Source organism: Aureimonas sp. D3, from assembly GCF_001463805.1.
GTDB lineage: Bacteria > Pseudomonadota > Alphaproteobacteria > Rhizobiales > Rhizobiaceae > Aureimonas > Aureimonas ureilytica_A.
In genome coordinates this window covers 79,012-102,724 of record NZ_BBWM01000032.1, presented here as the reverse complement: position 1 = coordinate 102,724, position 23,713 = coordinate 79,012, and the positions used below count along the sequence as shown (strand labels likewise).

The window sequence follows — 23,713 nt, the reverse complement described above, 5'->3', positions numbered from 1 at the left end:
GGAGAAAGGCACACGCTGCCATGTCGACCCCTAACAAGACGCCCGCCAAGTCCGGCAAGACCGCTCCTCACGAGGAGCCCTACGAGCCGGAAGCCTTCGCCAAGAAATACGGCATTCCGCCCGGCGAGGCGAAGACGATCATCAAGCGCTACGGCCCGTCGCGCCGCAAGCTGGACACCTATATGGCGGCTCGCAACGCCTGAGCGGGATTTGCTCATCTGAGCGTGTCCCGCCTTGTCCGGGCGCGAAAGCCAACGCGGCTTTGTCTGGAAAGGCTCTGGAACCCGCCCCGGCAAAGCGTGTAAACTTTGCCATCGGATGATACGGCAAAAACCTGTGACACCGCCCGGACGCCTCGCGCCCGGGCCATTTCCATTGAACAAGGACCAATGATGAAGACAGACATGGATTTCACCACCCGCAGGCAGACCACCAAGGACGCCAAGGCGGCTCTTCTGGAGAAGGCGAAGGCTCGTCAGAACGATCCCGAGGTTCAAGCGCGCCGCGCAGAGCGGGCTGCCGTTGCCGCCGCGCGCGAGGAGCGGGAAGCTGCCAAGCGTCGCCAGCGTGAAGAAGAGCAGGCCGAGCGCCAGCGCGAAGCCGAGGCCCAGCGTATCGCTGCCGAAGAATTGGCCGCGCAGTCGGCGTCCTCCGAGCGCGAGCGTCTGATTGCGCAGGCTCTGGCGGATCAGGCCGCGCAGAAGGCCAAGCGCGACTCGCGCTATGCCGCGCGCCAAGCCCGCAAGAACTGATCGGCTGGGAACCAGCCGTCCGGCGGTCTGCTCCGATGCCAGATCGCCCATTCTACCCGCCATCATCCCGGCCCAACCGATTTTTTTCCGGAAGGATCGGTTCGCCGGCCGGGCGATGGCTGCGGGCGAACACCCTCTGACCGCACCTGAACAAGGTGAGATCAGGCCAAGCACCGGCCTCGACCGGCAACTCGACCGGGCCGGTTCGGCGGGTCCCGTTCGCCACGTTTCGTTGCGAAAGGCGGAGCCCGAGAGTTCCTCCCCTCAGACCCTTGCCCGGCATCCCGCATCGAGCGCGCTGGGCGCCGCGCGGAACGGAACCCAGTCCCCGCGCCTGCCGGCCTGTCAGCAAGCCGCTGGAAAGGCGAAGGCCGGGCCGGGTCGGACCTCCTTCGATACACCGATCGGTTTGCCGCTCGCCATCCGTTTGCGGGACGGCGACCGATCCGCCGGATGATGACGTCCGGGTCCGGCAAGGCCAAGCCTCAAGGATCGACGCGCCACTGGCCCGGTCCCGCCCGAACCGGAGCCGGCATCGTCCCTGAGCGCCGTCAGGCCCTGAGCGCCGCCTCGATATCGTCCAGAAGCTTATCGCGGCCGATGCCCGTCAGAAAGGGCAGGCCCTTGAAGGTCGGCTTGCCCAGATCGTCCGGCACCGGGGTCGTGGCGACCACGATGTCGGCATCGTCCACAAGGCTCCGCACCTCGGTCGCCTTGCACTGGCGCACGTCGACGGGAATGCCGCGCTCCTGCATGGCTTCTTCGATCGCGACCGCGACCACGGTGGAGGTCGCGACAGCCGTTCCGCAGGCGATGAGAACCGTCTTCTTCTTCATGGATGTTCGTCCTTCATGGGGGCCGGCGTCACGCCGAAATCAGGGAGAGAACCTCGTCCGGCGTGTGGGCGGCGGCGATGCCCTCCAGAACGCTCTGGTCCTGAAGAAGGCCCATGATCGACTGGAGCATGGTGATCTGCGCGTCCTTGTCGGTCAGCGCGAGGGCGAAGACGAGCCGAACGGGAATCCTCTCGTCCGGGTCGTCCATGCTGGCGAAGGGAACGGGCTCGTCCAGCACCGCCAGCGCCACGGCCGGGGCCAGCACATGCTCGCGATCCGTATGCGGGATCGCGGCATTGATGGCCCCCAGCGGCAGGCCGGTCGGCATGGTGCGCTCGCGTTCGATCACGGCCGGGCCGTAGCTCGGCCGCACGCGCCCCGCCGCTTCCAGCCGGGCGGCCAGAAGCCCGATCGCCTCTTCGGCCGAAGCAGCCGTGGCGTTCAGAACGATCAGCGAGGCGTCGAGTGTGGATGTCAGCATGAGTTCTCCCTTAGCGGCGCGCGGCAACCGAGGGCGCGGCACGATCCGAAACGCTTGAAGCTTCAGCAGGATCATCGGCACCCGCCAGTTTTTCAAAGGCGCGAGGCGCGGCGCGATAGGCGAAGAGAAGCGCCAGAATGGCAAGCAGGACGAGACCCAGACCCAGAAGCCCCAGACCTTCCGCCGCCTCGATCACGAGATAGGGGATGTAGAGGAACCCGTCCACGACGCTGGTGATGGCGCTGGCCTCGGGCGGAATGGCGAAGCCCGACGCCTGTGCCGTCGCGGTCATCAGCGGCGAAAGCGCCATGCCGACATAGAAGCCGAGGATCAGCGTCACCGTGCCGATCACCACCATGCGGAACACATTGCCATTGACGATGGGCGCGGCCATGGCGACCACGAAGGGGATGACGGCGAGATCGGCGAAGAGAATGATGCGGTTGCCCGGCAGGATGATCGACAGAAGAATGGCGACCGGCACGAGGATCAGCGCCGAGGCGATGGCGGCGGGATGGCCGATCAGAATGGCGGAGTCGAGGCCGACATGGATTTCCCGGTCGCCCGCGCGCTTCTGCACGAAGCTGCGCGCCGCTTCCGATACGGGGATCAGGCCCTCCATCAGGATCTTCACCATGCGCGGCAGAAGCAGCATGACGGCGGCGAGATTGACGCCCGTCTGGAGCGAGCGGGTGAGGACAGTGCCCCAGTCTCCGCTGCCGGCATAGGCGGCAAGACCCAGCACGAGACCGATCGCCAGACCCATGACGATGGGCTCGCCGAACACGCCGAGGCGGCGCTGCACGGTTTCGGTGTCGATGCGAATGTCCCGGACGCCCGGAATGCGGTCCATCAGCCAGTTGAGCCCGATGGCGACCGGCACGATCTGCGCGGAGGCGAGATGGGGCACGGAGACGCCCGGCACACCGTAGAAGCGCTGCACGCCCTTGGCCGTCCAGTCCGCCAACACCAGCGACAGCGCGGCCATGAGGGCGGCGGCGATCAGCCCGTAGCCGAGGCTCCCGGTGGCGGCGGTGACGAGCGAGCCGACAAAGGCGAAGTGCCAGAAATTCCAGACATCGACATTCAGCGTGCGCGTCAGCCCGCTGAAGAGCAGCGCGACATTGACGATGATGCCGATGGGGATGACCCAAAGCCCGACCGAGGAGCCGAAGGCGATGGCGGCGGCGGACGGCCAGCCGACATCCACGATGTCGCGGTGCATCCCCGTATTGGTGACGATGGCCTGCGCCACCTGCCCCAGCGTCGTCAGCATGAGGCCGAGCACGAGATTGATGCCCACGAAGGCGACGCCGATCGTGAGGCCCGCGCGAAAGGCGCGGCCGGGCTTGGCGCCGAGCACCAGCGCGATGACGAAGATGAGAATGGGGAGAAGGACGGTCGCGCCGAGCGCGTCCACGACCCCCTTCAACTGGCCGAGAATATCGTTCATGGCTTCCTCCCGAAGCGTGATGGCTTGCCCGAAGCGTGATGGCTTGCCCGAAGCGCGATGGCTTACCCGAAGCGCTGTCGCTCGCGCGAAGCGTTATCGCTGGCACGGGTCGCCCGGCTTGTGTCCGCCGGGTCGCCCGCCGAGAAAGGGAACACTTGATTCCATCGAGATCAAGATGTTCACGGCTTTTGTCCGAAATTTATCAAAAGCGAAGCGAGACGGCTTTCCATGAGGAGCGTCCGTCGGTCTCCCCAAAGCGAACGGAGCCTTTGGTTGGCTTCAGCAAGGCCCATGGAAAAGGGGGCCGCAGCCCCCTCACCTGATGCTCTGACCTGAAGCTCCCGGCTCAGGCCGGTGTCATCTTGCGGTTCTGGCGGTTGTCGATGAGATCGTCCACCACGGCCGGGTCGGCCAGCGTCGAGGTGTCGCCCAGCGCGCCGAAATCGTCCTCCGCGATCTTGCGCAGGATGCGGCGCATGATCTTGCCCGAACGGGTCTTGGGCAGGCCAGGCGAGAACTGGATCTTGTCGGGCGAGGCGATCGGGCCGATCTCGCCGCGCACATGGGCAACGAGTTCCTTTTTCAGCTCCTCCGAGGGCGTTTCGCCTTCCATGAGCGTGACATAGCAATAGATGCCCTGCCCCTTCACGTCATGAGGATAGCCGACCACGGCCGCTTCCGAGACCTTGGGGTGCGAGACCAGCGCGGACTCGACCTCGGCCGTGCCCATGCGATGGCCCGAGACGTTGATGACGTCGTCGACGCGGCCGGTGATCCACCAATAGCCGTCCGCATCCCGCCGCGCGCCGTCGCCGGTGAAATACTTGTTGGGATAGGTCGAGAAATAGGTCTGCTCGAAGCGCTCGTGATCGCCGAACACGGTGCGCATCTGGCCGGGCCAGGAGTCCGTGATGCAGAGATTGCCCTCGGTCGCGCCTTCCAGCACCTTGCCTTCGCCGTCCACCAGCTCGGGCTTGACGCCGAAGAAGGGGCGCGTCGCCGAGCCCGGCTTGAGGTCGATCGCGCCTGGCAGCGGGGTGATCAGGATACCGCCCGTCTCGGTCTGCCACCAGGTATCGACGATGGGGCAGCGCTCTTCGCCGACCACGCGGTAATACCAGTTCCAGGCTTCCGGGTTGATCGGCTCGCCGACCGAGCCCAGAAGCCGCAGCGAGCGGCGCGAGGATTTGGTGACGAACTCGTCGCCCGCGCCCATAAGCGCGCGGATGGCCGTCGGCGCGGTGTAGATGACATTGACGGAATGCTTGTCCACGACCTGCCAGAAGCGCCCGGCATCGGGATAGTTCGGCACGCCCTCGAACATCAGCGTCGTGCCGCCATTGGCGAGCGGGCCATAGACCGTGTAGCTGTGGCCGGTGACCCAGCCGACATCGGCCGTGCACCAGAAGACCTCGCCCACGCGCATGTCGAAGACATATTGTTGGGTCATCGAGGCCCAGACGAGATAACCGCCCGTCGTGTGCAATACGCCCTTGGGCTTGCCGGTGGAGCCCGACGTGTAGAGGATGAAGAGCGGGTCCTCGGCGCTCATTTCTTCCGGCTCGCACTCGGCGGACACGCGCTCGCGCGCCTCGTGCCACCAGTGATCGCGCCCTTCGGCCCAGGCGATCTCGCCGCCGGTGCGCTTCACCACCAGAACCTTCTCGACCGTGTGTCCGGCCTTGGCGGCGATCTCCACCGCCTTGTCGGCATTGGCCTTCAGCGGCACCTTGCGGCCCGCGCGCAGGCCCTCGTCGGCGGTGACGAGCACCTTGGAGCCCGAGCCCTCCATACGGCCCGCCAGCGCGTCCGGCGAGAAGCCGCCGAAGACCACCGAATGCACCGCGCCGATGCGCGCGCAGGCGAGCATCGCGACCGCCGCTTCCGGGATCATCGGCATATAGATGGACACGCGCTCGCCGCGCCGGACGCCCAGATCCTTCAGGACATTGGCCATGCGGCAGACATCGCCATGCAGCTCCTTGTAGGAGATGGCGCGCGACTCCTCCGGATTGTCGCCTTCCCAGAGGATCGCGGTCTGGTCGCCGCGCTCGGTCAGATGCCGGTCGAGGCAGTTGGCCGAGAGGTTGAGCGTGCCGTCCTCGAACCATTTGATGGAGACGTTGCCCGGCGCGAATGAGGTGTTCTTGACCTTCGTATAGGGCTTGATCCAGTCGAGCCGCTTTCCGTGCTCGCGCCAGAACCCCTCGGGGTCGTTCACGCTCGCCGCGTACCAGCTGTTGTAGTCGCTGAGCGTCAGCTGCGTGCCGGACTTCCACTCTTCCTTGACGGCCACCGTGGTCATCGTCTCGTATCCTCCCAGTCGAAAGCGGCCCGCCCTGCGGCGCGACTCACCTTGCGCCGAACTCTAGAGCGGTTCCCGGCGGGAGGAAATACGCGACATCGCCGAGGTCAATCGGCGCTCTTCACCGGGCCGCCGAGCACGTCGTCGATGTAAAGCTCGCGCACCAGCGTGCGCACGACGGCGACGACCGGCACGGCCAGGACGAAGCCCAGAAGCCCGAACAGGAGGCCGAAGATCACCTGCGCGCCCATGGTGAGAGCCGGCGGCAGCGAGGTCGTGTAGCGCTGGGCGATGGGCTGGGCGACATTGCTTTCCACGCCCTGGATCAGAAGATACAGGCCAAGCGCCCAGAGCGCCATGTCGACGCCCTGCGCCAAGGCCGCCAACACGATGATCGCGCCGGCCACGAAGGCGCCGACGGTGGGCACGAAGGCCAGAAGCCCGGCCTGAAGCGCCAGGAGGAAGGCGTTGTTGACGCCGATCAGAAGCAGGCCCGCCCAGGACACCGTGAAGATCAGCGCCATGGAAATGGCATCGCCCGCCACCCAGAGGATCAGCGAATGGGCGGCCTTCTTCAGGACTTCCGAGATGCGGGCGCGCTTTTCCTTGGGGAACAGCGAAACCAGCCCGTCGCGATAAAGGCTCGGCTGCCACGAAACGAAGATCGCAAGAAACAGCACCACGAAGAAATTGCCGACCGCGCCCAGCGCGCCGAACAGCGCCTGCCCCGCCTGCGAGGCGAGGCCCGAGGGCAGAAGATCCTGAAAGGACTGCGAACCCGAATCCCCGTTCACCGGCAGGCCCATGCCCTGGAGCGAGTGCATCAGCTTGTCGGCCTGCTCGCGCACGCCGGCCAGAAGATTGTTGAACTCCTGCACGAGGGCGAAGCCGCCCCAAGCAAGCGGCGCGAGGATCAGGACGAAGGTCAGGAGATAGACCAGCATCAGCGAGGCCCAGCGCGGCAGGCCGAGCCGCTGAAACAGGCGCGCCACGCCGCAGAAGATGGCCGCCAGAAGCAGCGACGCGAAGATCAGGAAGAAGCCCGTCGCGGCATAGGCGAAGACCACGACGCAGAGGATCATGCCGAGCACGATGGCGGCGATCGTGACCGCGCGATAGGCGACCGGCTGCGGCGTGGCGGGCCCGGACGACAGGCTGGAAAAGGGATTCTGCACGCAAAGCACTCCTGACAAACGCGCGGGCTCGACGCGCGACCGGACGAGAGCCGGCAGGCGTTGGAATATTGCTCGCGCGCGGCCGAAATCGAGAGCCGGCTGCATTTGGGTGCCATGGGTGCTCGACGGGAAGAGCTTGGCCGGAATGGACGTGACAAAGCGCTTGGAAATGCCGCTGTCATTCATGCTTCGCGAATGTCTGCCAGAGCCTGCGCATGCACGACGATGACCTGTACTTTCCCAATACGCTCATTGAGGCCGTGCTGCGCGACACGGGGGCCGGCTGGGCTGGGCTGCCGATCCGTCCCGTTCCCTCCACTGGAACCGACAATCATCTCTTTCGCATCGGGGATTGCCACGTGCTCCGTCTGCCCCGCCGGGCCTCGGCGGTGCCACTGCTCGTCAAGGAACTGGACTGGCTGCCGCGCCTGCAAGGCCTGCCGCTTGCTGTCCCTCGGCTCCGGCTGCGAACAGAGATCGATGTGGGATGGCCTTGCCCTTTCGGCCTATGGGACTGGATCGAGGGCAACATCGCATCGTCGAGCGCCCTTGCCGATCCTGTGGCCGCAGCGCGCGCGCTGGCCGAGTTTCTTCGGGCCCTCCAGTCTTTGCCGAGCCAGGGGGCGCCGATGGCCGGCGAGAGCAATCACCAACGCGGCGTCGCATTGACCGACATATCCGAGCGCACGCAGGCGGCGATCGGTGCCGTCGCGGACGAAGTCGATGTGCGGCACGCCCATTCTCTTTGGGAACGGGCCTTGTGCGAACGCTATGCCAGCCCTGGCGTCTGGCTGCATGGCGACCTCAAAGCCGACAACCTGATCGCTCGGGAAGGGTTTCTCGTCGGTGTCATCGACTGGGGCCTTTCGGCCGTGGGCGATCCTGCGGCAGACTATGCCGCGGCTTGGTCTTGGGTCGACCCTGCCGCCCGCACCGCGTTTCGCGACGCCTGTGCGATCAGCGAAAGCGACTGGCTCCGAGCAAAGGCTTGGGCGCTTTATGGAGCCGTGATCGCTCTGTCCTATTATCGAGGCGGTCGCAACGAGGCACTCTGCAGGCAATCCCGGCGGACCTTATCACGCCTCCGGCTTCTGTCTTGAGCCACCGGACCTCGTCCTTTCAAGACGCGGGTGCATGGCCAGGGCCACCCGCAAAGGGTCTCGACCCATAGCGGTTACAGCACCTCACATTCCTGTTATTAAACCCCGGAGATACCTGGAAGGACCTTCATCTCATGGAAGCCCTGCTTGCCCCGCTCGTCGCCGGCCTCATTGCGGTCATGTCCGCCGGGGGGCTGGCGGGCGTCGCGATTTTGATGGGGCTGGAGTCGGCCTGCCTGCCGCTGCCCTCCGAGATCATCATGCCCTTTGCCGGCTATGTCGCCTCACAGGGGCAATACAGTCTCCTCGCAGCGGCGCTGGCCGGGGCGATCGGCTGCAATCTCGGCTCGCATCTGGCCTATGAAGTCGGCGCGCGCGGCGGGCGGCCTTTCGTGGAGCGGCTGATCGCGCGGGCGCGCTGGGGCGCCAAGGAACTCGCGCTGTCGGATCGCTTCTTCGCGCGCTACGGCTCGCTCGCCATCTTCATCGGCCGCCTTCTGCCCGTGGTGCGCACCTTCCTGTCGCTGCCCGCCGGCATCGCGCGCATGAACCTCTGGCACTTCCACCTCTATACGTTCACCGGCTCCTTCCTCTGGTGCTACGCGCTGGCCTGGCTCGGCGCGAGCCTCGGCGAGCACTGGAACGAAACGCCCTGGGTCAAGACGGCCTTCCATGTCGCGGACGCGCTGGTGATCCTCGCCGTGCTGGCGAGCGCCATCTGGTTCTGGCGCAGCCGTCGCCGCAGCCGGGCCTGACGGATCGGGCGCGGCGGCCCTTAGAACCGGGGACAAAACCCTTCGGCCCGGCCGCCCTGCCCTCGCCTTCAGCTTCTCGTGCCGAAGATGGCCGAGCCGACGCGCACGCTGGTTGCGCCGAAGGGAATGGCCCGCTCGAAATCGCCGGACATGCCCATGGAGAGCTTTTCGACGCCCGCCTCGCCCGCGATCTTCTGAAGCAGCGCGAAATAAGGGCCGGGATGCTCCTCGGCAGGCGGGATGCACATGAGGCCCTCGATCTCCAGCCCATGCGCCTCGCGGCAATGGCGAACGAAATCCACGGCCTCGCGCGGCGGAATGCCGGCCTTCTGCGGCTCCTCGCCGATATTGACCTGCACATAAAGGCGCAGCGCCCTGCCCTGCTTGCGCATTTCCTTGGCGATCTCGGCGGCGATCTTCTCGCGGTCCACCGTCTCGATCACGTCGAACAAGGCCACCGCCTCGGCCGTCTTGTTGGACTGAAGCGGGCCGATCAGATGCAGTTCCAGATCAGGAAAGGCGTCGCGCAGGAGCGGCCACTTGCCCTGCGCCTCCTGCACCCGGTTCTCGCCGAAGACGCGCTGCCCGGCCTCGATCACCGGCCGGATCTCCTCGGCTTCGAAGGTCTTGGAGACGGCGACAAGCTGAGTGCTGCCGACGGCGCGCTCCGCTTCGGCTTCAGTGGCGCGGATGCGGGCCTCAATGGCTTGAAGGCGGTCGACAGCGGTCTCGCTCATGGCATTCCTTGAAGAAAAAGCCGGTTTGCATTAGGTTTCGGAGTGAGTGTCGGAGCGCTAACTCCGACACTCGTCGCCTTAGATAATAACGCGGACCCGGAGGATGACTTGCCAGCCTCTCCGGGTCCGTTTCATCTCAAGCGTGATGCTCAGTGGTATCAGCCACATTGCTCATCACTCCGAAAGAAGACAAAGCCGATGCCACGGCTGCGGGGGCTCATCCTCCGCAGCGGCGCGGGCTGGCGTCGCGCGTCTGCTTCTGCCTTCTTCGTCGCGCCTTATGCGGCTTGTTTGGCGGCTTGTGAAGAGCGGCCGGCGCGCTTGTCGCGAGCGGCATAAGGCAATATTGACGGATACGTCCGTCGTATCCGACGGCTCGATCCGTCGCTATCCGTTGGCGACTCCGCCCGCATCATCCGCACGAGACCGCTCCCGCAATGGCCATCGAACGCTACAATCCCCGCGCCGCAGAACCCCGTTGGCAGGAGCGCTGGGCTTCCGAAAAGCTTTTCGAGACCGACACCGACGCGCCGGGCGAGAAATACTATGTCCTGGAAATGTTCCCCTATCCGTCGGGGCGCATCCATATGGGCCATGTGCGGAACTACGCGATGGGCGATGTGGTCGCCCGCTACAAGCGCGCCAAGGGCTTCAACGTCCTGCACCCGATGGGCTGGGACGCCTTCGGCATGCCCGCAGAGAATGCCGCGATGCAGAACAAGGTCCACCCCGCCAAGTGGACCTACGAGAACATCGCGACCATGCGCGGGCAGCTCAAAAGCATGGGCCTGTCGCTCGACTGGTCGCGTGAATTCGCGACCTGCGACGTCGAATACTACCAACGCCAGCAGATGCTGTTTCTCGACCTTCTCGAGAAGGGCCTCGCCTATCGCCGCAAGTCCAAGGTCAACTGGGACCCGGTCGACAACACCGTGCTCGCCAACGAGCAGGTGATCGACGGGCGCGGCTGGCGCTCGGGCGCGCTGGTGGAGCAGCGCGAGCTGACGCAATGGTTCTTCCGCATCACCGATTATGCCGACGATCTGCTGGCGGCGCTGGATCACCTGCCCGGCTGGCCCGAAAAAGTGCGCACCATGCAGCGCAACTGGATCGGCAAATCGGAAGGCTTGCTGGTGCGCTGGGCGCTGGCGGAGGGATCGACCAAGCCTGATCTCTCCGAGGTCGAGGTCTTCACCACGCGGCCCGACACGCTGTTCGGCGCAAGCTTCCTGGCGGTCGCGGCCGACCATCCGCTCGCCAAGGCCGCTGCCGAGACCAACCCGGAATTGGCCGCCTTCATCGAGGACGTGAAGCGCGGCGGCACCTCGGCCGCCGAAATCGAGACGGCCGAGAAGCGCGGGTTCGACACGGGCCTGCGCGTCACCCATCCGTTCGACCCTGAATGGGTGCTGCCAGTCTATGTCGCCAATTTCGTGCTGATGGAATACGGCACGGGCGCGATCTTCGGCTGCCCCGCGCATGATCAGCGCGACTTGGACTTCGCCTGCAAATACGACCTGCCGGTGAACCCCGTGGTCCTGCCCGAGGGCGGCGATGCCGCGAGCTTCGCGGTCGAGACCACGGCCTATGACGGCGATGGCCGTCTGTTCCATTCGCGTTTCCTCGACGGGATGACGCCGGCGGAAGGTTTTGCCGAAGTCGCCAAGCGTCTGGAAGGCGCGACGCTGAACGGCCGCCCGCAGGCCGAGCGCAAGGTGAACTTCCGCCTGCGCGACTGGGGCGTGTCGCGCCAGCGCTACTGGGGCTGCCCGATCCCGGTTCTTCATTGCGAGAGCTGCGGCGTGGTGCCCGAAAAGCGCGAGAACCTGCCTGTTCGCCTGCCCGATGACATCGACTTCGACAAGCCCGGCAATCCGCTCGACCGCCATCCGACCTGGCGTCAGACCACCTGCCCGCATTGCGGCGGTCCCGCCTTACGCGAAACGGACACGATGGACACGTTCGTGGACTCGTCCTGGTATTTCGCGCGCTTCACGAGCCCGCGCGCCAACGAGCCGACCGTGCCCGAGACGGCAAATCGCTGGCTGCCGGTCGATCAGTATATCGGCGGCATCGAGCACGCGATCCTGCATCTTCTCTACTCGCGCTTCTTCACGCGGGCGATGCGCGCCACCGGCCATGTCGGCATGGACGAGCCCTTCAAGGGCCTGTTCACGCAGGGCATGGTGGTCCACGAGACCTATCGCGCCATGGGAGATGGAGCTCGGGAATGGGTGCCGCCCTCCGATGTCCTGATCGAGGAAGTGGACGGCCAGCGCCGCGCCAAGCGCCTGTCCACCGGGGCCGAGATCGAGATCGGCTCGATCGAGAAGATGTCGAAGTCCAAGAAGAACGTCGTGGACCCCGACGACATCATCGCCTCGCTCGGTGCGGACACCGCGCGCTGGTTCATGCTCTCGGACTCGCCGCCTGAGCGCGACGTGATCTGGACGGAAGCGGGCGCGGAAGGCGCGCATCGCTTCGTGCAGCGCGTCTGGCGCCTCGTGGCTGAGACGGCCGAGCATCTGAGCCCCAAGGCGGACGACGCTTCAGGCGAGCCGAGCGACGCTGCCAAGCTGGTGCGCCGCGCGGCCCATCGCACGGCGGCGGGTGTCGGCGACGATATCGAGCGCCTCGCCTTCAACAAGGGCGTCGCGCGCCTCTACGAGCTGGTCAACACGCTGTCCTCGGCCTTCACGCCGGACGCGCTGGCGGGCGACGCGAGCCTGCGCGAGGCGGCGCGCGAAAGCCTCTCCATCCTCGTGCGTCTCGTCGCCCCCATGATGCCGCATCTGGCGGAAGAATGCTGGACGGCCTTGGGCGAGAGTGGCCTGTGCGCGGCGCAGGGCTGGCCCCAGGTCGATCCCGCGCTGCTGGTGGACGACGAAATCGTCCTGCCCGTGCAGATCAACGGCAAGAAGCGCGGCGACATCACCGTCTCCGCCAAGGCCGACAAGGGTGAGATCGAGGCGGCCACGCTGGCGCTCGACTTCGTCAAGGAAGCCCTTGGGGGCGCGGCTCCCAAGCGCGTCGTCGTGGTTCCCGGAAGGATCGTGAATGTCGTCGTCTAGGCTCCGCCCCGCCCTTCGCCTCCTGCCGCTGGCCGCCGCCGCGCTCCTCGTCGCGGGCTGCACCTCCGGGCCGCTCTATGGTGCCAAGGGCATCGACCCGGCGACGGGCGCGCGATCCAGCGCGCTTGTCGCGCTCAAGGGCCGCGTGTCCATGCCGACGGCCCAGACGCGCACGTCGCAGGTCTTCCGCAACGCCATGCTCTACGCCCTGAACGGCGCGGAACCGGCCCGCGCGCCGCTCTACGACCTGCGCTACACCGTGACTTCCACGGATCAGGTGTCCTCGCTGGAAGCGGGCACCGGGGCGCCCTCGGCCAGCCTTTATCGCATGACGGTCGATTTCGACCTCGTGCGCCTGTCGGACGGGCGCTCGCTTGTGAAGGGTCAGCGCTTTGTCCTCGTGCCCTATGACCGCACGCAGCAGCTCTTTGCCGCCGAGCGCGCGGTAATCGACGCGCGCGATCAGGCGGGCAAGGCGGTGGCCGAGCGCGTCATGACGGTCGTTGCCCCGGCGCTCCAGCGCGAGGCCGCAAGCCCCGCGCCCGCCGCCACGCCGGCCAAGTAACGCCGGGGCCGGGGCTATGGCGCAGAAGAAGGCGGGAGAGGTCGAGGCGTTTCTGTCGCGCCCCGACACGTCCTTTCCCGTCGTGCTTCTGTATGGCCCCGATCCCGGCCTCGTATCGGAGCGCGCCGCCACCGTCGCCAGGCTCAGCGGCGCCGATCTCGCCGATCCGTTCAGCACCGTGACGCTGAACGCCGACGAGCTGGAGCGCGACATCGGCCGCCTGTTCGACGAGGCGCGCACCCTGTCGCTCTTCGGCGGGCGGCGGCTGATCCGCGTGCGCGGCGCGGGCAATGGCAAGAACCTCGCCGACGCCGTGGCTGATCTCGCCGCCGACCCGCCGCCCGGCGCCACCATCGTGATCGAGGCGGGCGATCTCAAGAAGACCGCCGCCCTGCGGCAGCAGGTGGAGCGCGGCCGCGCCGCCATGGCGCTGCCCTGCTATCAGGACGAGGCACGCGCCCTCGACAAGATGATCGACGAGGAACTGAGCGCGGCGAACCTGACGATCGATCGTCACGCCCGCGAGGCCCTGCGCGAGCGGCTGGGGGCCAATCGCCTGGCCTCGCGCGGGGAAGTGCAGAAGCTTTGCCTTTACGCGCTCGGCAAGGGCCAGATCACCGAAGACGACGTCGAGACCATCGTCGGCGACGTGTCGGCCGACACGGTGGACGAGACGATCGACGCCGCCGCGTCCGGCGAGGTGAAGAAACTGCCCGAACTGATCGAGCGCTTGCTGGCGTCGGGCACCGCGACCTTCCAGCTTCATTCCGCGCTCCTGCGCCATTTCCAGGGCTTGCAGATCATGCGGTCCGAGGTGGAGGAGGGGGGCGCGACGGTGGCGTCCGCCGTGGAGCGCCGCCGCCCGCATTTCCGTCGCAAGCCCGCCTTCGAGGCCGCGCTCGGTGCCTGGACGGGCGAGGCCATCGCTCGCACGCTCCAGCGCATCGAGGCCGACATTCTCCTGTCGCGCCGTGAAAGCGCGCTGGCCGTCACCATCATGCGCCGGACGCTCACCGATATCAGCGTGGAAGCGGCCCGGCTTCGCACACGCGGGCGGCGCTAGAAAGTCCATGCGGCCGAGTGGCAGGCGCTGCACCATTCGGTCGAAGATCAGGCGTAGCCAAAGGGGAGGGGAGCGATCGTGATGCGACAGGGACGGTTCACCCGAATGGAAAGCATGTTGATCGTGCTCGCCGTCACGCTTCCTCTTCAGGCTTCGCCGACGCACGCGCTCGACTGCGAGGGAGCAGACGACCAAACCAGCCTCAACTTCTGCGCCGGGCGGGCCTATAGCGAGGCCGACAGCCAGCTCAACGACCTTTATCGCGACCTGAAAGACCGTTTGAAGGGCGATCCGAACCGGCTGGGACATCTCGTCAGCGCACAGCGCGCCTGGATCGGCTTTCGCGATCTGGAATGCGAGTTCGCCATCTCGGCGCTTCACGGCGCAAGCGCTCAGCCCATGGCGAAAGCCGACTGTCTCCGCGCGCAGACCGAGCAGCGCATCAACGCTCTGAACGCCTATGCCCATTGCGAGGAGGGTGATCTCAGCTGCCCCATTCCGCCGCCTAGCGAGCAATCGAATTAGCCGGCTTATTCTGGAGCGCCCGAATGGCGAAATGGCCGAGTCTTCCGCAATTGCGAAGCTTTCTCGCCGTGGTGGAAACCGGCAACCTGTCGCTGGCCGCTCGCCGCCTTCATCTGACCCAGCCCGCCGTGTCCCAGCAATTGCAGGAGCTGGAGCGCATTCTGGACGTGCGGTTGCTGGACCGCGCAGCGGGTAGGGCGCAGCCAACACCGGCGGGCGAGGCACTTCTGGAACCCGCGCGCCGCGCGCTGGCCGCAATGGAAGACGCGGTGGAAACTGTGTCGCGCTATCGCGGCGAGGAAACCGGGCGGCTTCGCATCGGCACCGGTGCGACAGCCTGCGCCTTTCTTCTCCCATCCGTGCTGGCGAATGTGAAACGCGACATGCCGGGGCTGGAGATCAGCGTCAGCATCGGCAACACGGTGGACATTCTGCCCCGGATCGAAGCGGGGGAGATCGATGTCGGTCTCGTCACCCTGCCGGTCCCGATAAGCCGCTCGCTGGATACCACGCTTCTGATGCGTGAGCCGCTTCTGGCCCTGTTTCCAGCCAGCGACGTCCTACCCGACCGGGCGACGCCGCAGGCCATGGCTGCCGAGCCCTTGATCCTCTACGAGTCCGGTGGCCACACGCGTGGCGGGCTCGATCGATGGTTCGACGCCGCTGGCCTCACAGCCCATCCTATCATGGAACTCGGCAGCGTCGAGACGATCAAGCGGATGGTGGCGGGCGGGCTTGGCACGTCGATTCTGCCGGGGCTGGCTTTGGGGGAGCCGATCGCCGGTACGATCTCTCGCCCGCTCGACCCGCCTCTCTGGCGCGAACTCGGCCTCACCTTGCGCGCCAACAAGATCCGCGACCGGGGGCTGCGTCTGTTCCTGCGCGAACTCGAAGAGGCCGTGCGTCACGAGACGATGATCGGTAGCGCTGTCGTGCCAGACCGCGTCGCCAACCCGACAGGGGGGCAACAGTCGAGGTCGTGACGTGGCGGACAGAGCCGGGAAAGCCTTTGGATCGCCCTGTCGAACTTGGAGATAAGGCGAGATGCTCCGTCACACATCGAGGCTTCAGCGCGTCTGGCCGCAGGAACAATTGGCTGAAATCAGCGGGCGGAGCGAGCGCACGATCCAGCGCATCGAGAATGGCCGCTCCGCCAGCCGTGAAACCATGAAGGCTGTCGCTGCCACCTACGAGGTCGATCTCCCGCAACTCATGGAGATCAAGGACAAGGACATGCTCATTTCCCTTACGCAGCAAAGCCATCCCGACGGGGCCCTCGCCCTGGCGAGGGTTCGCCGCATCAAGCGCTTCTGCATCCAGCTTGGGCTCGATGCGACGATCATGGCCGGGCTGACGCTTCTCAACCTTCTGACCACGCCTCACAGCCTACGGGTCCAGCGGCCCGCTTTGGCCTGGGGCGTGGCTTTGGCCGTCAGCGGGCTGAGCACGTTTGATCGGCTGCCCTTCGTCACACCCGCCTGGAAGCGCCGGCAGATCGAGACATATCTCGACCGACGGCTTTGATCCGGCCCCGGCCCAAACCAACAATGGGAGCGGGCGAAACCCGCTCCTTCAGGGCAGTGGGCTACAGGCTGCGAATGCGCGGCTCGGCGCTTTCCGCCGACACGCGCGTCTGGAGCAGGCGGCAGAGGTGATCGAGTTGGTCGAGATGGCGGAAGTCGAGGCGCAGCGAGCCGCCTTCGCCGCGAAGCTCAATGGCGACGGGCAGGCCGAGCGTGTCCGACAGGAGCTTTTCCAGCGCCTGCGTGTCGCTTTCGCGCACTTCGGCGACGGAGGGCGGAGCAGGGGGCGTACGGCGCTTCTGCGCGGAGCCGCGCGGGGGAGCGGGTTCGGGCAGCGGCTCGCCGCGCGCCAGCGTTTCGGCCTCGCGCACGCTGAGGCCCCCGTCCACGATCTGACGCGCGAAGGCTTCCGGGTCGTCCTGCGAGACAGCCGTGCGCGCCGCGCCCGCCGACAATTCGCCCTTGGCCACCATTTCCTTCACGCTGTCGGGCAGCTTCAGAAGGCGCAGCGTGTTGGCGACATGGCTGCGGCTCTTGCCCAGGATGTCGGCCAGATCGGACTGCGTGTACTCGTGCTCGTCGATGAGCATTTGATAGCCCATCGCCTCTTCGATCGGGTCAAGATCGGCGCGCTGGACATTTTCGATAATGGCGATTTCCAGCGACTCGCGGTCGCTGATTTCGCGTACGACGACGGGGACCTGTTTGAGGCCCGCTTCCTGCGCCGCGCGCCAGCGCCGCTCGCCCGCCACGATCTCGAACGCGCCGCTGGCAGTCTTGCGCACCAGAATGGGCTGAACGACGCCGTGCTGGCGGATCGACGCCGTCAGTTCGGCCAGATCCGTCTCGTCGAAATGCCGGCGCGGATTGCGCGGATTGGGCGAAAGCTCGCTCACCGCCAGCTTGCGCTCGCCCGGCTCCTCGACGCGCGCGGCGCCCGGCAGCGGAAAGGGCGTGGCGGCGCGGGAGGGAACGGCGGAGGAGGCCGAGCCGCCGATCAACGAGGCGAGGCCCCGGCCCAGACGCTGGCGTCCCTTGTCTTCGCTCATTCTCATCGCTCCTTGCGGATCGGTCCGCTTCTGCTCTTGGCGGGCCGCGCCCGCATCCTGTTCATTCCGGGGGCGAAACGACCATCCGCCCGAACTCTCACTCGTCAGGCGGCCGCCAATTGCCGCTCGCGCTGGATCACCTCGGAGGCCAGCCGGATATAGGCTTGGCTGCCGGGGCATTTCATATCGTAGAGAATGGCCGGCTTGCCGAAGCTCGGCGCTTCCGACACGCGCACATTGCGCGGGATGATCGTCTCATAGACATGGTCGCCCATGAAGGAGCGGACATCCCGCACGACCTGACTCGCCAGATTGTTGCGCCCGTCATACATGGTCAGGACGATGCCGTGCAGCGACAGGGCCGGGTTCAGCGTGTCCCGCACCTGCTCCACTGTCTCCAGAAGCTGGCTGAGACCTTCCAGCGCGAAGAACTCGCATTGAAGCGGCACGAGGATCGCATCCGCCGCCGCCATGGCGTTCACCGTCAGGAGGTTCAGCGAGGGCGGGCAGTCCACCAGCACGAGGTCGAAAAGCGGCGTTTCCTCGGCGTGGAAGTGCAGCGCATCGCGCAGCCGATAGGCGCGGCTGGTGGAGCCCGAGATTTCCATCTCGACGCCCAGCAAATCCAGCGTCGAGGGAATGATCGAGAGATCGGGCACGGCGGTCGCCATCGCGGCCTGCGTGATCGAAGCGCTTTCCACCAGCACGTCATAGGAGGACACGGCGCGATCGTCCCGATCGACGCCGAGCCCGGTGGAGGCATTGCCTTGCGGGTCGAGATCGATCAGCAGCGTGCGCTTGCCGATGGCGGCGAGCGCGGTCGCCAGATTGATCGCCGTCGTGGTCTTGCCGACGCCGCCCTTCTGGTTGGCGATGGTGATCACGCGCATGCGCGAAACAGGGAGCGTATCCATACCGTCTCGTTCCTGTAGGCCTGCTTTCGCAAGCCCAAAGCTAGGGGAGCGGCGCCGCCTTGCGGGCGGCGCATCCGACACCTCTTGAAGGGGCGAAGCTCAGGCTCCCGCCAGAGCCTCGAGCCGTCGGATTTCCAGCATCACCGAGCCATCCTCGATCTCTGAGCTATGCTTTACCATGTCGAAGCGCCAATGGGCAGAAGCCGCCGCGATTTCCTCATCATGGTTTCGCCCCTTGGGGAACCAGCACTTGGCATCTGGCTTCAAATGCGGGGCGACGAGGGCACAGAGTTCATCCAGCGAGGCGAGGGCGCGCGCGCTGACAGCCTCGGCCCCGCCAATGATCTCGCCGCAATCCTCGATCCGCTCGACATGAACTTCGGCGGGCAGGCTCAGTTCGCGGATGACGGTGCGCAGGAAAGCCGCCTTCTTGGCATTGCTCTCCACCAAATGCATTTCGGCCCCCTCGCGCCCGCAGAGCGTGATGGCGAGGACGAGGCCGGGAAAGCCCGCACCGGAGCCGAGATCGACCCAACGCGTGGCGTTGCGGGCCAGATGCGACAACCAGAGCCCGTCTTCCAGATGCCGGGTCCAGATTTCGGGAATCGTGGAGGGCGAAATCAGATTGATGCGCGTTTGCCATGTGCGGAGAAGTTCAACATAGGCGTCGAGCTTTTCCACTGTTTCACGTGAAACACCGTGACGCGACAGAACGAGCGAGCGTTCCTCGGCGAGCTTCGCGTCGGTCGCCGCGCGGCCCATGCGCGGACGGGAAGCGGGACGGGCAACCGCCGTGCGGGCGAAGGGGCGGATGGAGCGTTCAGGCTGCTTGCGCACGGTCGAACTTTCTGAGGGCCACGAGAATGATGGCGAGAGCGGCGGGGGTCATACCGTCGATCCGTTCCGCCTCCGCGACGGTTGCCGGACGGCGCTCGCGCAGCTTGTGGCGAATTTCGTTGGAAAGGCCCTTGAGCGTGTCGAAATCGAGGTCGGTGGGGATGCTCCGCTCTTCCTCGCGCTTCAACCGGATCTGGTCGCGCCGCTGGCGCTCCAGATAGACGTCATAGGCCGCTTCGATCTCGATGCGCTCGCGCACGGTGCCCTGGATGGAGGCGAGTTCCGGCCAGACCGGGATCAGCATATCGAGTGTCGTGTCAGTATTGGACAGGAGCGTCCAGGCTGAACGCGTGCGCCCGTCCTGATTGACGGCAAGGCCCTTGCGGGCCGCCTCGGCCGTGGTGATCGTGGCGCCTTCCAGAAGCCTGCGCGCTTCCCCCAGCGCCGCCTCGCTCTTGGAAAAGACCTCGGCGCGCCGGGCATCCACCAGACCCCATTCAAGGCCGAGCGGGGTCAGGCGGCGGTCGGCATTGTCGGCCCGCAGCGACAGGCGGAACTCGGCCCGGCTGGTGAACATGCGATAGGGCTCGGTGACGCCCGTGCGGGTGAGATCGTCCACCATGACGCCGAGATAGGCGTCGCCCCGTCCGATCACGACCGGCTCCACGCCGCTCGCGCGCCGCGCCGCGTTGAGCCCAGCCAGGAGCCCCTGCGCGCCCGCTTCCTCGTAGCCCGTCGTGCCGTTGATCTGACCGGCCAGAAACAGGCCGGGCGCCTTGGAAACTTCGAGCGAGCGCGTCAGCTCGCGCGGGTCCACGTGGTCGTATTCGATGGCATAGCCGGGTTTCAGAATGCGGACCTGCTCCAGTCCCGGCAGAGAGCGCAGGAAGGCTTCCTGCACATCCTCCGGCAGCGAGGTGGAGAGACCGTTCGGATAGACCGTGTCGTCGTCCAGCCCTTCGGGCTCCAGAAACACCTGATGGCCGTCACGGTCCCCGAACTTGACGATCTTGTCCTCGATCGAGGGGCAATAGCGCGGGCCGACGCCTTCGATCTCGCCCCCATAGAGCGCGGAGCGGTGGAGGTTCTCGCGGATGATGCGATGCGTCTCGTCGGTCGTGCGGGTGATGCCGCAGTTGATCTGCGGATTGTCGATCCGCGTCGTCAGATAGGAAAAGGCGTAGGGCTCCTCGTCGGGGCCCTGTTTGTCGAGGCTCGCCCAGTCGATCGTGCGCCCGTCGAGCCGCGCGGGCGTGCCCGTCTTCAAGCGGCCGAGCCGAAGCCCGAGCCGCGCCAGCGTGGCGGACAGGCCGAGCGAGGGCTTTTCGCCGACGCGGCCCGCCGGAATCTTGACCGAGCCGATATGGATCAGCCCGTTCAGAAACGTGCCCGTGGTGATCACCACCGCGCCGCAGCCGATGCGCCGGCCATCTTCCAGGATCACCGCCTCGACGCGGTTGCCCTCGCCGAAGCTCAAGTCGAAGGCATCGCCCTCGACGATCTCCAGGCCGGCTTGCGCACGGACCATCTCCTGTACGGCGGCCTTGTAGAGCTTGCGGTCGGCCTGCGTGCGCGGCCCGCGCACGGCTGGGCCCTTGCGCCGGTTGAGAAGGCGGAACTGGATGCCGCCGCGATCGGCCGCCTCGCCCATGATGCCGCCCAGCGCATCGATCTCGCGCACGAGATGGCCCTTGCCGATGCCGCCGATGGCCGGGTTGCAGCTCATGGCGCCGACCGTGGCGAAGCTATGGGTCAGGAGAACCGTGCGCGCGCCGGCGCGAGCGGAGGCAGCGGCGGCCTCGACGCCTGCATGGCCACCGCCGATCACCACGACGTCGGCAGAAAACTCGCTCAAATTCTGGGTCATGGGTTTGTTAAGACCCGAGCCGGGTCCGCTGTCAACGGAAGGCGAGACGTGGGCGGGAATTGACCTGCCACCACGCGGCCTGCTGGGCTAGGATGACACCTGTTTCATCGCCGCTGGCCCAGCCCGTCCATGAGTGAAATGCAGCTGACCGAACCCTGGAGCACCGAGCGCTTTTTGCGCTGGCAGGAAGGCGAAGACGCGCTCCACGAACTCGTGGGTGGATTTCCCCTGAAAATGCCGGAAGGCGTGTCGCGTCGCCAGAATCGTCTGGTGGTGGAGTTGATCGGCTGGCTCGGCCCGGCCCTGCGGGGAACGCCATTCGCACCCTTCACCCGGCGCTTCGGCATGGAAACGAGGCCCGGTCAGATCCGTCGCCCCGCGATGGGTGTCGATACCGTGGCGACCTCGCCGGAAGCTATGGTCGCGACCGCGCCCGTCGCCGTTTTCGAGTTCCTGTGCGATCCGCGCTTCGACTTCGATCGGCTGCGCAAGATCGAGGACTATAAGCAGGCGCCGTTTCTGAGGCACATCGTCTGTCTGTGCGAAGACCGACCGCTCGCGTTCCATGCATCCCGCCTCACAGGAGCGGGTTGGGATGGAACGAGGATCGAGGGTCTAAACGCCTCGATTCCGCTTGCCGCTCTCGGGACCAACCTTCCGCTTCGCGAGATCTACAACGGCGTTTCGGCCTGATCGGACGCCGGGCGCGGCGGCGCCCGCAGGCGGCTCATGGTGAAGGCGTCCACCAGCACGCCGTCGCGCAGGATCGACTGGCGCTCGCGCCCTTCGATCTCGAAGCCGCTCAGCTCATAGAGGCGGATGGCGCGGGCATTGTCGACGTTCACCGAAAGTTCCAGCCGCGTCAGGCCCAGCCAATTGTCGGCCAGGTCGAGAATGGTCTCCATCAGCCGCCGCCCGATGCCGCGTCCCGTATAAGCGTCGTGAACGCCCATGCCGATCCCGCCGACATGGGCCCGCCGTCCGGTCCAGCGCATGAGATGGATCGTGCCGACCAGTTCACCGTCCAAAAGCGCGACGAGAAGCGTCGCGTTCGGCCCGCCTTCGAACAAACGCTTGCGCGCGCTTTCCTCGCTCTCGAAGGGAAGGCGCAGCGTGCCGTGCCGGTAGCCTGGCAGGTTCATGAGCGCGGTGAGGCCGGTGAGGTCTCGCGGTTCGGCGGCGCGGATCGTCAGGTCCATTCTCGCTGTCTGCTCCTTACTTCCCGATGCAGAATTCCGAAAAGATGAGGCCGAGAAGGTCTTCCACCCCGACGCGTCCCGTCAAGGCACCGAGCCGGTCGGACGCCTCGCGCAGGGTCTCGGCGGCAATCTCGGGCGGCAGCGCCGCGTCGTAAGCCGAGAGGCGCTCGGCGCATTGGCGCAGGAGATCGCGGTGGCGCGCGCGCGCCGGCAAAAGCGCGGATGGATCGCCCGCCGCCTCGCGGGCGAAGGCGGCGATGCGGCGCGTCAACTCGTCCAGTCCTTTGCCGGTGCGCGCAGAGAGCGAGAGATCGGAGTTAGCCGGCAAAGTCGAAGGAAGATCGGCTTTGGTCGCCACCCGTAACACCGGCGTGCTGCCTGCCTCGATCGCTGCTTCTTCGGGCGCGGCAGGGTCGATCAGATGCAGCACCAGATCGGCCGCTTCGATGCGCGCGCGGGCGCGCGACACGCCGATCGCCTCGATCTCGTCGTCCGTTTCGCGCAGACCCGCCGTGTCGGACAGGAGGATCGGCAGCCCTTCCATGTCGAGCCTCGTTTCGATCACGTCCCGCGTCGTGCCGGGAATGGCGGAGACGATGGCGACCTCGCGCGCGGCGAGCGCGTTGAGAAGGCTGGACTTGCCGGCATTGGGTGCGCCAGCGATCGCGACGCGGAACCCATCGCGCAGGATTTCGGCCCGGTGCGCGCCGGCCAGATGCTCCTCGATCTCGGCTCTGAGGTTGGCCACCGCTTCGCTCGTGCCGGCGGACACGCTCTCATCGACATCGCCTTCGTCGGAAAAGTCGAACGAGGCTTCCAGAAGTGCGCGGATGCGCGAGAGCTGGCGCATCCAGCGCTCATAGAGCGCACGCGCCTCGCCGCCCGCCTGGGCCATGGCCTGGAGGCGCTGCCCTTCCGTTTCTGCCGCCAGAAGATCGGCCAGCCCCTCGGCTTCCGTCAGGTCGATCCGCCCATGGGTGAAGGCGCGGCGGGTGAATTCGCCGGCTTCCGCCAGACGCAGGCCGGGCAGGGCAAGGAGCGCGCTGGTCAGCGCCGCCACAACGGCCCGCCCACCATGGAGATGGAACTCGGCCAGATCCTCCCCGGTCGCGGTAGCGGGGCCGGGAAAGAACAGGACGAGCGCGCGGTCGATCTCCGTTCCGTCCCCTGCGCGCAGGCGGCGCAGGCTGGCGCGGCGCGGCTCGGGCAGACCGCCCGCCAGCGCCCCCAGCGCGTCAGCCGCTGCCGGCCCGCTGACGCGGACCACGGCAATGCCCGCCGGCAGCGAGCCGGAGGAAAGAGCAAGGATCGTGTCGTCAGGCAAAGAAGCGGTCATGGCGTTCCCAGCAATGGTGGCGCTCGACCCTTCGCCGGGGTCCAGCGCGGGCCGCATCGACCCTCGTTTCGTTGGCACATTCGGCACGGGCCGCGTCAAGCGCCAAATCGGTTTGCGAGGCTCGGGCCGGCGGAAGGGTCGCGAGCGGGCGGCCATTTCCCGAACTTCGA

At 66.5% G+C, this 23,713-nt stretch carries 23 protein-coding genes; 11 read left to right on the top strand and 12 right to left on the bottom strand.

The window, feature by feature from the left end; translation table 11 throughout:
• Positions 1 to 20: 20 nt before the first annotated feature.
• Both AUL36_RS08895 and AUL36_RS08890 read left to right on the top strand, forming a co-directional pair.
• The gene (locus tag AUL36_RS08895; RefSeq protein ID WP_062219857.1) at positions 21 to 203 is read left to right on the top strand and encodes a DUF3606 domain-containing protein; all 183 of its coding nucleotides are present in this window, start codon (positions 21 to 23) and stop codon (positions 201 to 203) included.
• Positions 204 to 392: 189 nt separating this feature from the next.
• Positions 393 to 752, top strand: coding sequence for a DUF6481 family protein (locus AUL36_RS08890; RefSeq protein WP_244493367.1), 360 nt, complete (start codon positions 393 to 395; stop codon positions 750 to 752).
• Positions 753 to 1,303: 551 nt separating this feature from the next.
• Here the strand turns inward: AUL36_RS08890 and AUL36_RS08885 are convergent.
• The 5 genes from AUL36_RS08885 to AUL36_RS08865 all read right to left on the bottom strand — a co-directional run bounded on the left by AUL36_RS08885 (position 1,304) and on the right by AUL36_RS08865 (position 7,188).
• Positions 1,304 to 1,588: a PTS sugar transporter subunit IIB gene (locus tag AUL36_RS08885; protein WP_058602192.1), complete on the bottom strand. Its 285-nt coding sequence runs from the start codon at positions 1,586 to 1,588 to the stop codon at positions 1,304 to 1,306.
• Between the two features lie 28 nt (positions 1,589 to 1,616).
• Positions 1,617 to 2,069, bottom strand: coding sequence for a PTS sugar transporter subunit IIA (locus AUL36_RS08880; RefSeq protein WP_062219855.1), 453 nt, complete (start codon positions 2,067 to 2,069; stop codon positions 1,617 to 1,619).
• A gap of 10 nt (positions 2,070 to 2,079) precedes the next feature.
• Complete coding sequence (locus AUL36_RS08875) at positions 2,080 to 3,522, bottom strand: PTS galactitol transporter subunit IIC (protein WP_062219853.1); 1,443 nt, start codon at positions 3,520 to 3,522, stop codon at positions 2,080 to 2,082.
• Positions 3,523 to 3,868: 346 nt separating this feature from the next.
• Positions 3,869 to 5,827: an acetate--CoA ligase gene (gene acs / locus AUL36_RS08870; protein WP_062219851.1), complete on the bottom strand. Its 1,959-nt coding sequence runs from the start codon at positions 5,825 to 5,827 to the stop codon at positions 3,869 to 3,871.
• 107 nt (positions 5,828 to 5,934) lie between these two features.
• Positions 5,935 to 7,188, bottom strand: coding sequence for an AI-2E family transporter (locus AUL36_RS08865; RefSeq protein WP_062219849.1), 1,254 nt, complete (start codon positions 7,186 to 7,188; stop codon positions 5,935 to 5,937).
• A 29-nt stretch (positions 7,189 to 7,217) separates the two neighbouring features.
• Here AUL36_RS08865 and AUL36_RS08860 point away from each other — a divergent pair, with 29 nt between their 5' ends.
• Together AUL36_RS08860 and AUL36_RS08855 are read left to right on the top strand one after the other, a co-directional pair.
• The gene (locus tag AUL36_RS08860) at positions 7,218 to 8,102 is read left to right on the top strand and encodes an aminoglycoside phosphotransferase family protein (protein WP_062219847.1); all 885 of its coding nucleotides are present in this window, start codon (positions 7,218 to 7,220) and stop codon (positions 8,100 to 8,102) included.
• 134 nt (positions 8,103 to 8,236) lie between these two features.
• Entirely contained in the window at positions 8,237 to 8,857 is a 621-nt protein-coding gene (locus tag AUL36_RS08855; RefSeq protein WP_062219845.1) for a DedA family protein, read from the top strand.
• A gap of 68 nt (positions 8,858 to 8,925) precedes the next feature.
• On the opposite strand, the gene AUL36_RS08850 is transcribed toward AUL36_RS08855, so the two are convergent.
• Positions 8,926 to 9,594, bottom strand: a complete 669-nt coding sequence (locus AUL36_RS08850) for a YggS family pyridoxal phosphate-dependent enzyme (RefSeq protein WP_062219843.1) — start codon at positions 9,592 to 9,594, stop codon at positions 8,926 to 8,928.
• 437 nt (positions 9,595 to 10,031) lie between these two features.
• On the opposite strand from AUL36_RS08850, the gene leuS reads away from it, so the two are divergent.
• From leuS to AUL36_RS08820, 6 genes are all read left to right on the top strand, one after another.
• Positions 10,032 to 12,665: a leucine--tRNA ligase gene (leuS, locus tag AUL36_RS08845; RefSeq protein ID WP_062219842.1), complete on the top strand. Its 2,634-nt coding sequence runs from the start codon at positions 10,032 to 10,034 to the stop codon at positions 12,663 to 12,665.
• Complete coding sequence (locus AUL36_RS08840; RefSeq protein WP_062219840.1) at positions 12,652 to 13,230, top strand: hypothetical protein; 579 nt, start codon at positions 12,652 to 12,654, stop codon at positions 13,228 to 13,230. The genes leuS and AUL36_RS08840 overlap by 14 nt, the downstream gene beginning before the upstream one ends.
• Positions 13,231 to 13,246: 16 nt before the next feature.
• Entirely contained in the window at positions 13,247 to 14,293 is a 1,047-nt protein-coding gene (gene holA, locus AUL36_RS08835; RefSeq protein ID WP_062219838.1) for a DNA polymerase III subunit delta, read from the top strand.
• 105 nt (positions 14,294 to 14,398) lie between these two features.
• Positions 14,399 to 14,818 (top strand): lysozyme inhibitor LprI family protein, encoded by a 420-nt coding sequence (locus AUL36_RS08830; RefSeq protein WP_244497081.1) that lies wholly within the window; start codon positions 14,399 to 14,401, stop codon positions 14,816 to 14,818.
• Between the two features lie 23 nt (positions 14,819 to 14,841).
• On the top strand, positions 14,842 to 15,801 hold the full coding sequence (locus AUL36_RS08825; protein ID WP_082655725.1) for a LysR family transcriptional regulator: 960 nt from the start codon (positions 14,842 to 14,844) through the stop codon (positions 15,799 to 15,801).
• Between the two features lie 61 nt (positions 15,802 to 15,862).
• Complete coding sequence (locus AUL36_RS08820) at positions 15,863 to 16,342, top strand: 2TM domain-containing protein (protein WP_062219836.1); 480 nt, start codon at positions 15,863 to 15,865, stop codon at positions 16,340 to 16,342.
• Between the two features lie 61 nt (positions 16,343 to 16,403).
• Here the strand turns inward: AUL36_RS08820 and AUL36_RS08815 are convergent, their stop codons facing one another.
• The 4 genes from AUL36_RS08815 to mnmG all read right to left on the bottom strand — a co-directional run bounded on the left by AUL36_RS08815 (position 16,404) and on the right by mnmG (position 21,008).
• Positions 16,404 to 17,390 carry a ParB/RepB/Spo0J family partition protein gene (locus AUL36_RS08815; protein WP_058602201.1) on the bottom strand — a complete coding sequence of 329 codons (987 nt, stop codon included), beginning with the start codon at positions 17,388 to 17,390 and terminating at the stop codon, positions 16,404 to 16,406.
• Positions 17,391 to 17,494: 104 nt separating this feature from the next.
• The gene (locus AUL36_RS08810; RefSeq protein ID WP_058602202.1) at positions 17,495 to 18,304 is read right to left on the bottom strand and encodes a ParA family protein; all 810 of its coding nucleotides are present in this window, start codon (positions 18,302 to 18,304) and stop codon (positions 17,495 to 17,497) included.
• A 99-nt stretch (positions 18,305 to 18,403) separates the two neighbouring features.
• A complete protein-coding gene (gene rsmG / locus AUL36_RS08805; RefSeq protein ID WP_062219834.1) occupies positions 18,404 to 19,141 on the bottom strand; it encodes a 16S rRNA (guanine(527)-N(7))-methyltransferase RsmG in 738 nt (245 codons plus the stop codon).
• Positions 19,125 to 21,008 (bottom strand): tRNA uridine-5-carboxymethylaminomethyl(34) synthesis enzyme MnmG, encoded by a 1,884-nt coding sequence (gene mnmG, locus AUL36_RS08800; RefSeq protein ID WP_062219832.1) that lies wholly within the window; start codon positions 21,006 to 21,008, stop codon positions 19,125 to 19,127. The genes rsmG and mnmG overlap by 17 nt, the downstream gene beginning before the upstream one ends.
• A gap of 129 nt (positions 21,009 to 21,137) precedes the next feature.
• On the opposite strand from mnmG, the gene AUL36_RS08795 reads away from it, so the two are divergent.
• Positions 21,138 to 21,701, top strand: a complete 564-nt coding sequence (locus tag AUL36_RS08795) for a Uma2 family endonuclease (protein ID WP_062219830.1) — start codon at positions 21,138 to 21,140, stop codon at positions 21,699 to 21,701.
• Here AUL36_RS08795 and AUL36_RS08790 read toward each other — a convergent pair.
• Positions 21,680 to 22,207, bottom strand: a complete 528-nt coding sequence (locus AUL36_RS08790; RefSeq protein ID WP_062219828.1) for a GNAT family N-acetyltransferase — start codon at positions 22,205 to 22,207, stop codon at positions 21,680 to 21,682. The two genes, AUL36_RS08795 and AUL36_RS08790, sit on opposite strands and share 22 nt — an antisense overlap.
• Before the next feature lie 16 nt (positions 22,208 to 22,223).
• A complete protein-coding gene (gene mnmE, locus AUL36_RS08785) occupies positions 22,224 to 23,543 on the bottom strand; it encodes a tRNA uridine-5-carboxymethylaminomethyl(34) synthesis GTPase MnmE (RefSeq protein ID WP_062219900.1) in 1,320 nt (439 codons plus the stop codon).
• Between the last annotated feature and the right edge of the window lie 170 nt (positions 23,544 to 23,713).

Coding starts and splice junctions, on each gene's coding strand:
- AUL36_RS08850 (WP_062219843.1), bottom strand. CDS start 9,594: ATGAGCGAGACCGCTGTCGACCGCCTTCAAGCCATTGAGGCCCGCATC.
- AUL36_RS08820 (WP_062219836.1), top strand. CDS start 15,863: ATGCTCCGTCACACATCGAGGCTTCAGCGCGTCTGGCCGCAGGAACAA.
- AUL36_RS08815 (WP_058602201.1), bottom strand. CDS start 17,390: ATGAGCGAAGACAAGGGACGCCAGCGTCTGGGCCGGGGCCTCGCCTCG.
- mnmE (WP_062219900.1), bottom strand. CDS start 23,543: ATGACCGCTTCTTTGCCTGACGACACGATCCTTGCTCTTTCCTCCGGC.
- AUL36_RS08890 (WP_244493367.1), top strand. CDS start 393: ATGAAGACAGACATGGATTTCACCACCCGCAGGCAGACCACCAAGGAC.
- AUL36_RS08810 (WP_058602202.1), bottom strand. CDS start 18,304: ATGGATACGCTCCCTGTTTCGCGCATGCGCGTGATCACCATCGCCAAC.
- AUL36_RS08855 (WP_062219845.1), top strand. CDS start 8,237: ATGGAAGCCCTGCTTGCCCCGCTCGTCGCCGGCCTCATTGCGGTCATG.
- leuS (WP_062219842.1), top strand. CDS start 10,032: ATGGCCATCGAACGCTACAATCCCCGCGCCGCAGAACCCCGTTGGCAG.
- acs (WP_062219851.1), bottom strand. CDS start 5,827: ATGACCACGGTGGCCGTCAAGGAAGAGTGGAAGTCCGGCACGCAGCTG.
- AUL36_RS08865 (WP_062219849.1), bottom strand. CDS start 7,188: ATGAATGACAGCGGCATTTCCAAGCGCTTTGTCACGTCCATTCCGGCC.
- AUL36_RS08830 (WP_244497081.1), top strand. CDS start 14,399: ATGGAAAGCATGTTGATCGTGCTCGCCGTCACGCTTCCTCTTCAGGCT.
- holA (WP_062219838.1), top strand. CDS start 13,247: ATGGCGCAGAAGAAGGCGGGAGAGGTCGAGGCGTTTCTGTCGCGCCCC.
- AUL36_RS08895 (WP_062219857.1), top strand. CDS start 21: ATGTCGACCCCTAACAAGACGCCCGCCAAGTCCGGCAAGACCGCTCCT.
- AUL36_RS08885 (WP_058602192.1), bottom strand. CDS start 1,588: ATGAAGAAGAAGACGGTTCTCATCGCCTGCGGAACGGCTGTCGCGACC.
- AUL36_RS08860 (WP_062219847.1), top strand. CDS start 7,218: ATGCACGACGATGACCTGTACTTTCCCAATACGCTCATTGAGGCCGTG.
- AUL36_RS08790 (WP_062219828.1), bottom strand. CDS start 22,207: ATGGACCTGACGATCCGCGCCGCCGAACCGCGAGACCTCACCGGCCTC.
- mnmG (WP_062219832.1), bottom strand. CDS start 21,008: ATGACCCAGAATTTGAGCGAGTTTTCTGCCGACGTCGTGGTGATCGGC.
- AUL36_RS08880 (WP_062219855.1), bottom strand. CDS start 2,069: ATGCTGACATCCACACTCGACGCCTCGCTGATCGTTCTGAACGCCACG.
- AUL36_RS08795 (WP_062219830.1), top strand. CDS start 21,138: ATGAGTGAAATGCAGCTGACCGAACCCTGGAGCACCGAGCGCTTTTTG.
- AUL36_RS08875 (WP_062219853.1), bottom strand. CDS start 3,522: ATGAACGATATTCTCGGCCAGTTGAAGGGGGTCGTGGACGCGCTCGGC.
- AUL36_RS08840 (WP_062219840.1), top strand. CDS start 12,652: ATGTCGTCGTCTAGGCTCCGCCCCGCCCTTCGCCTCCTGCCGCTGGCC.
- AUL36_RS08825 (WP_082655725.1), top strand. CDS start 14,842: ATGGCGAAATGGCCGAGTCTTCCGCAATTGCGAAGCTTTCTCGCCGTG.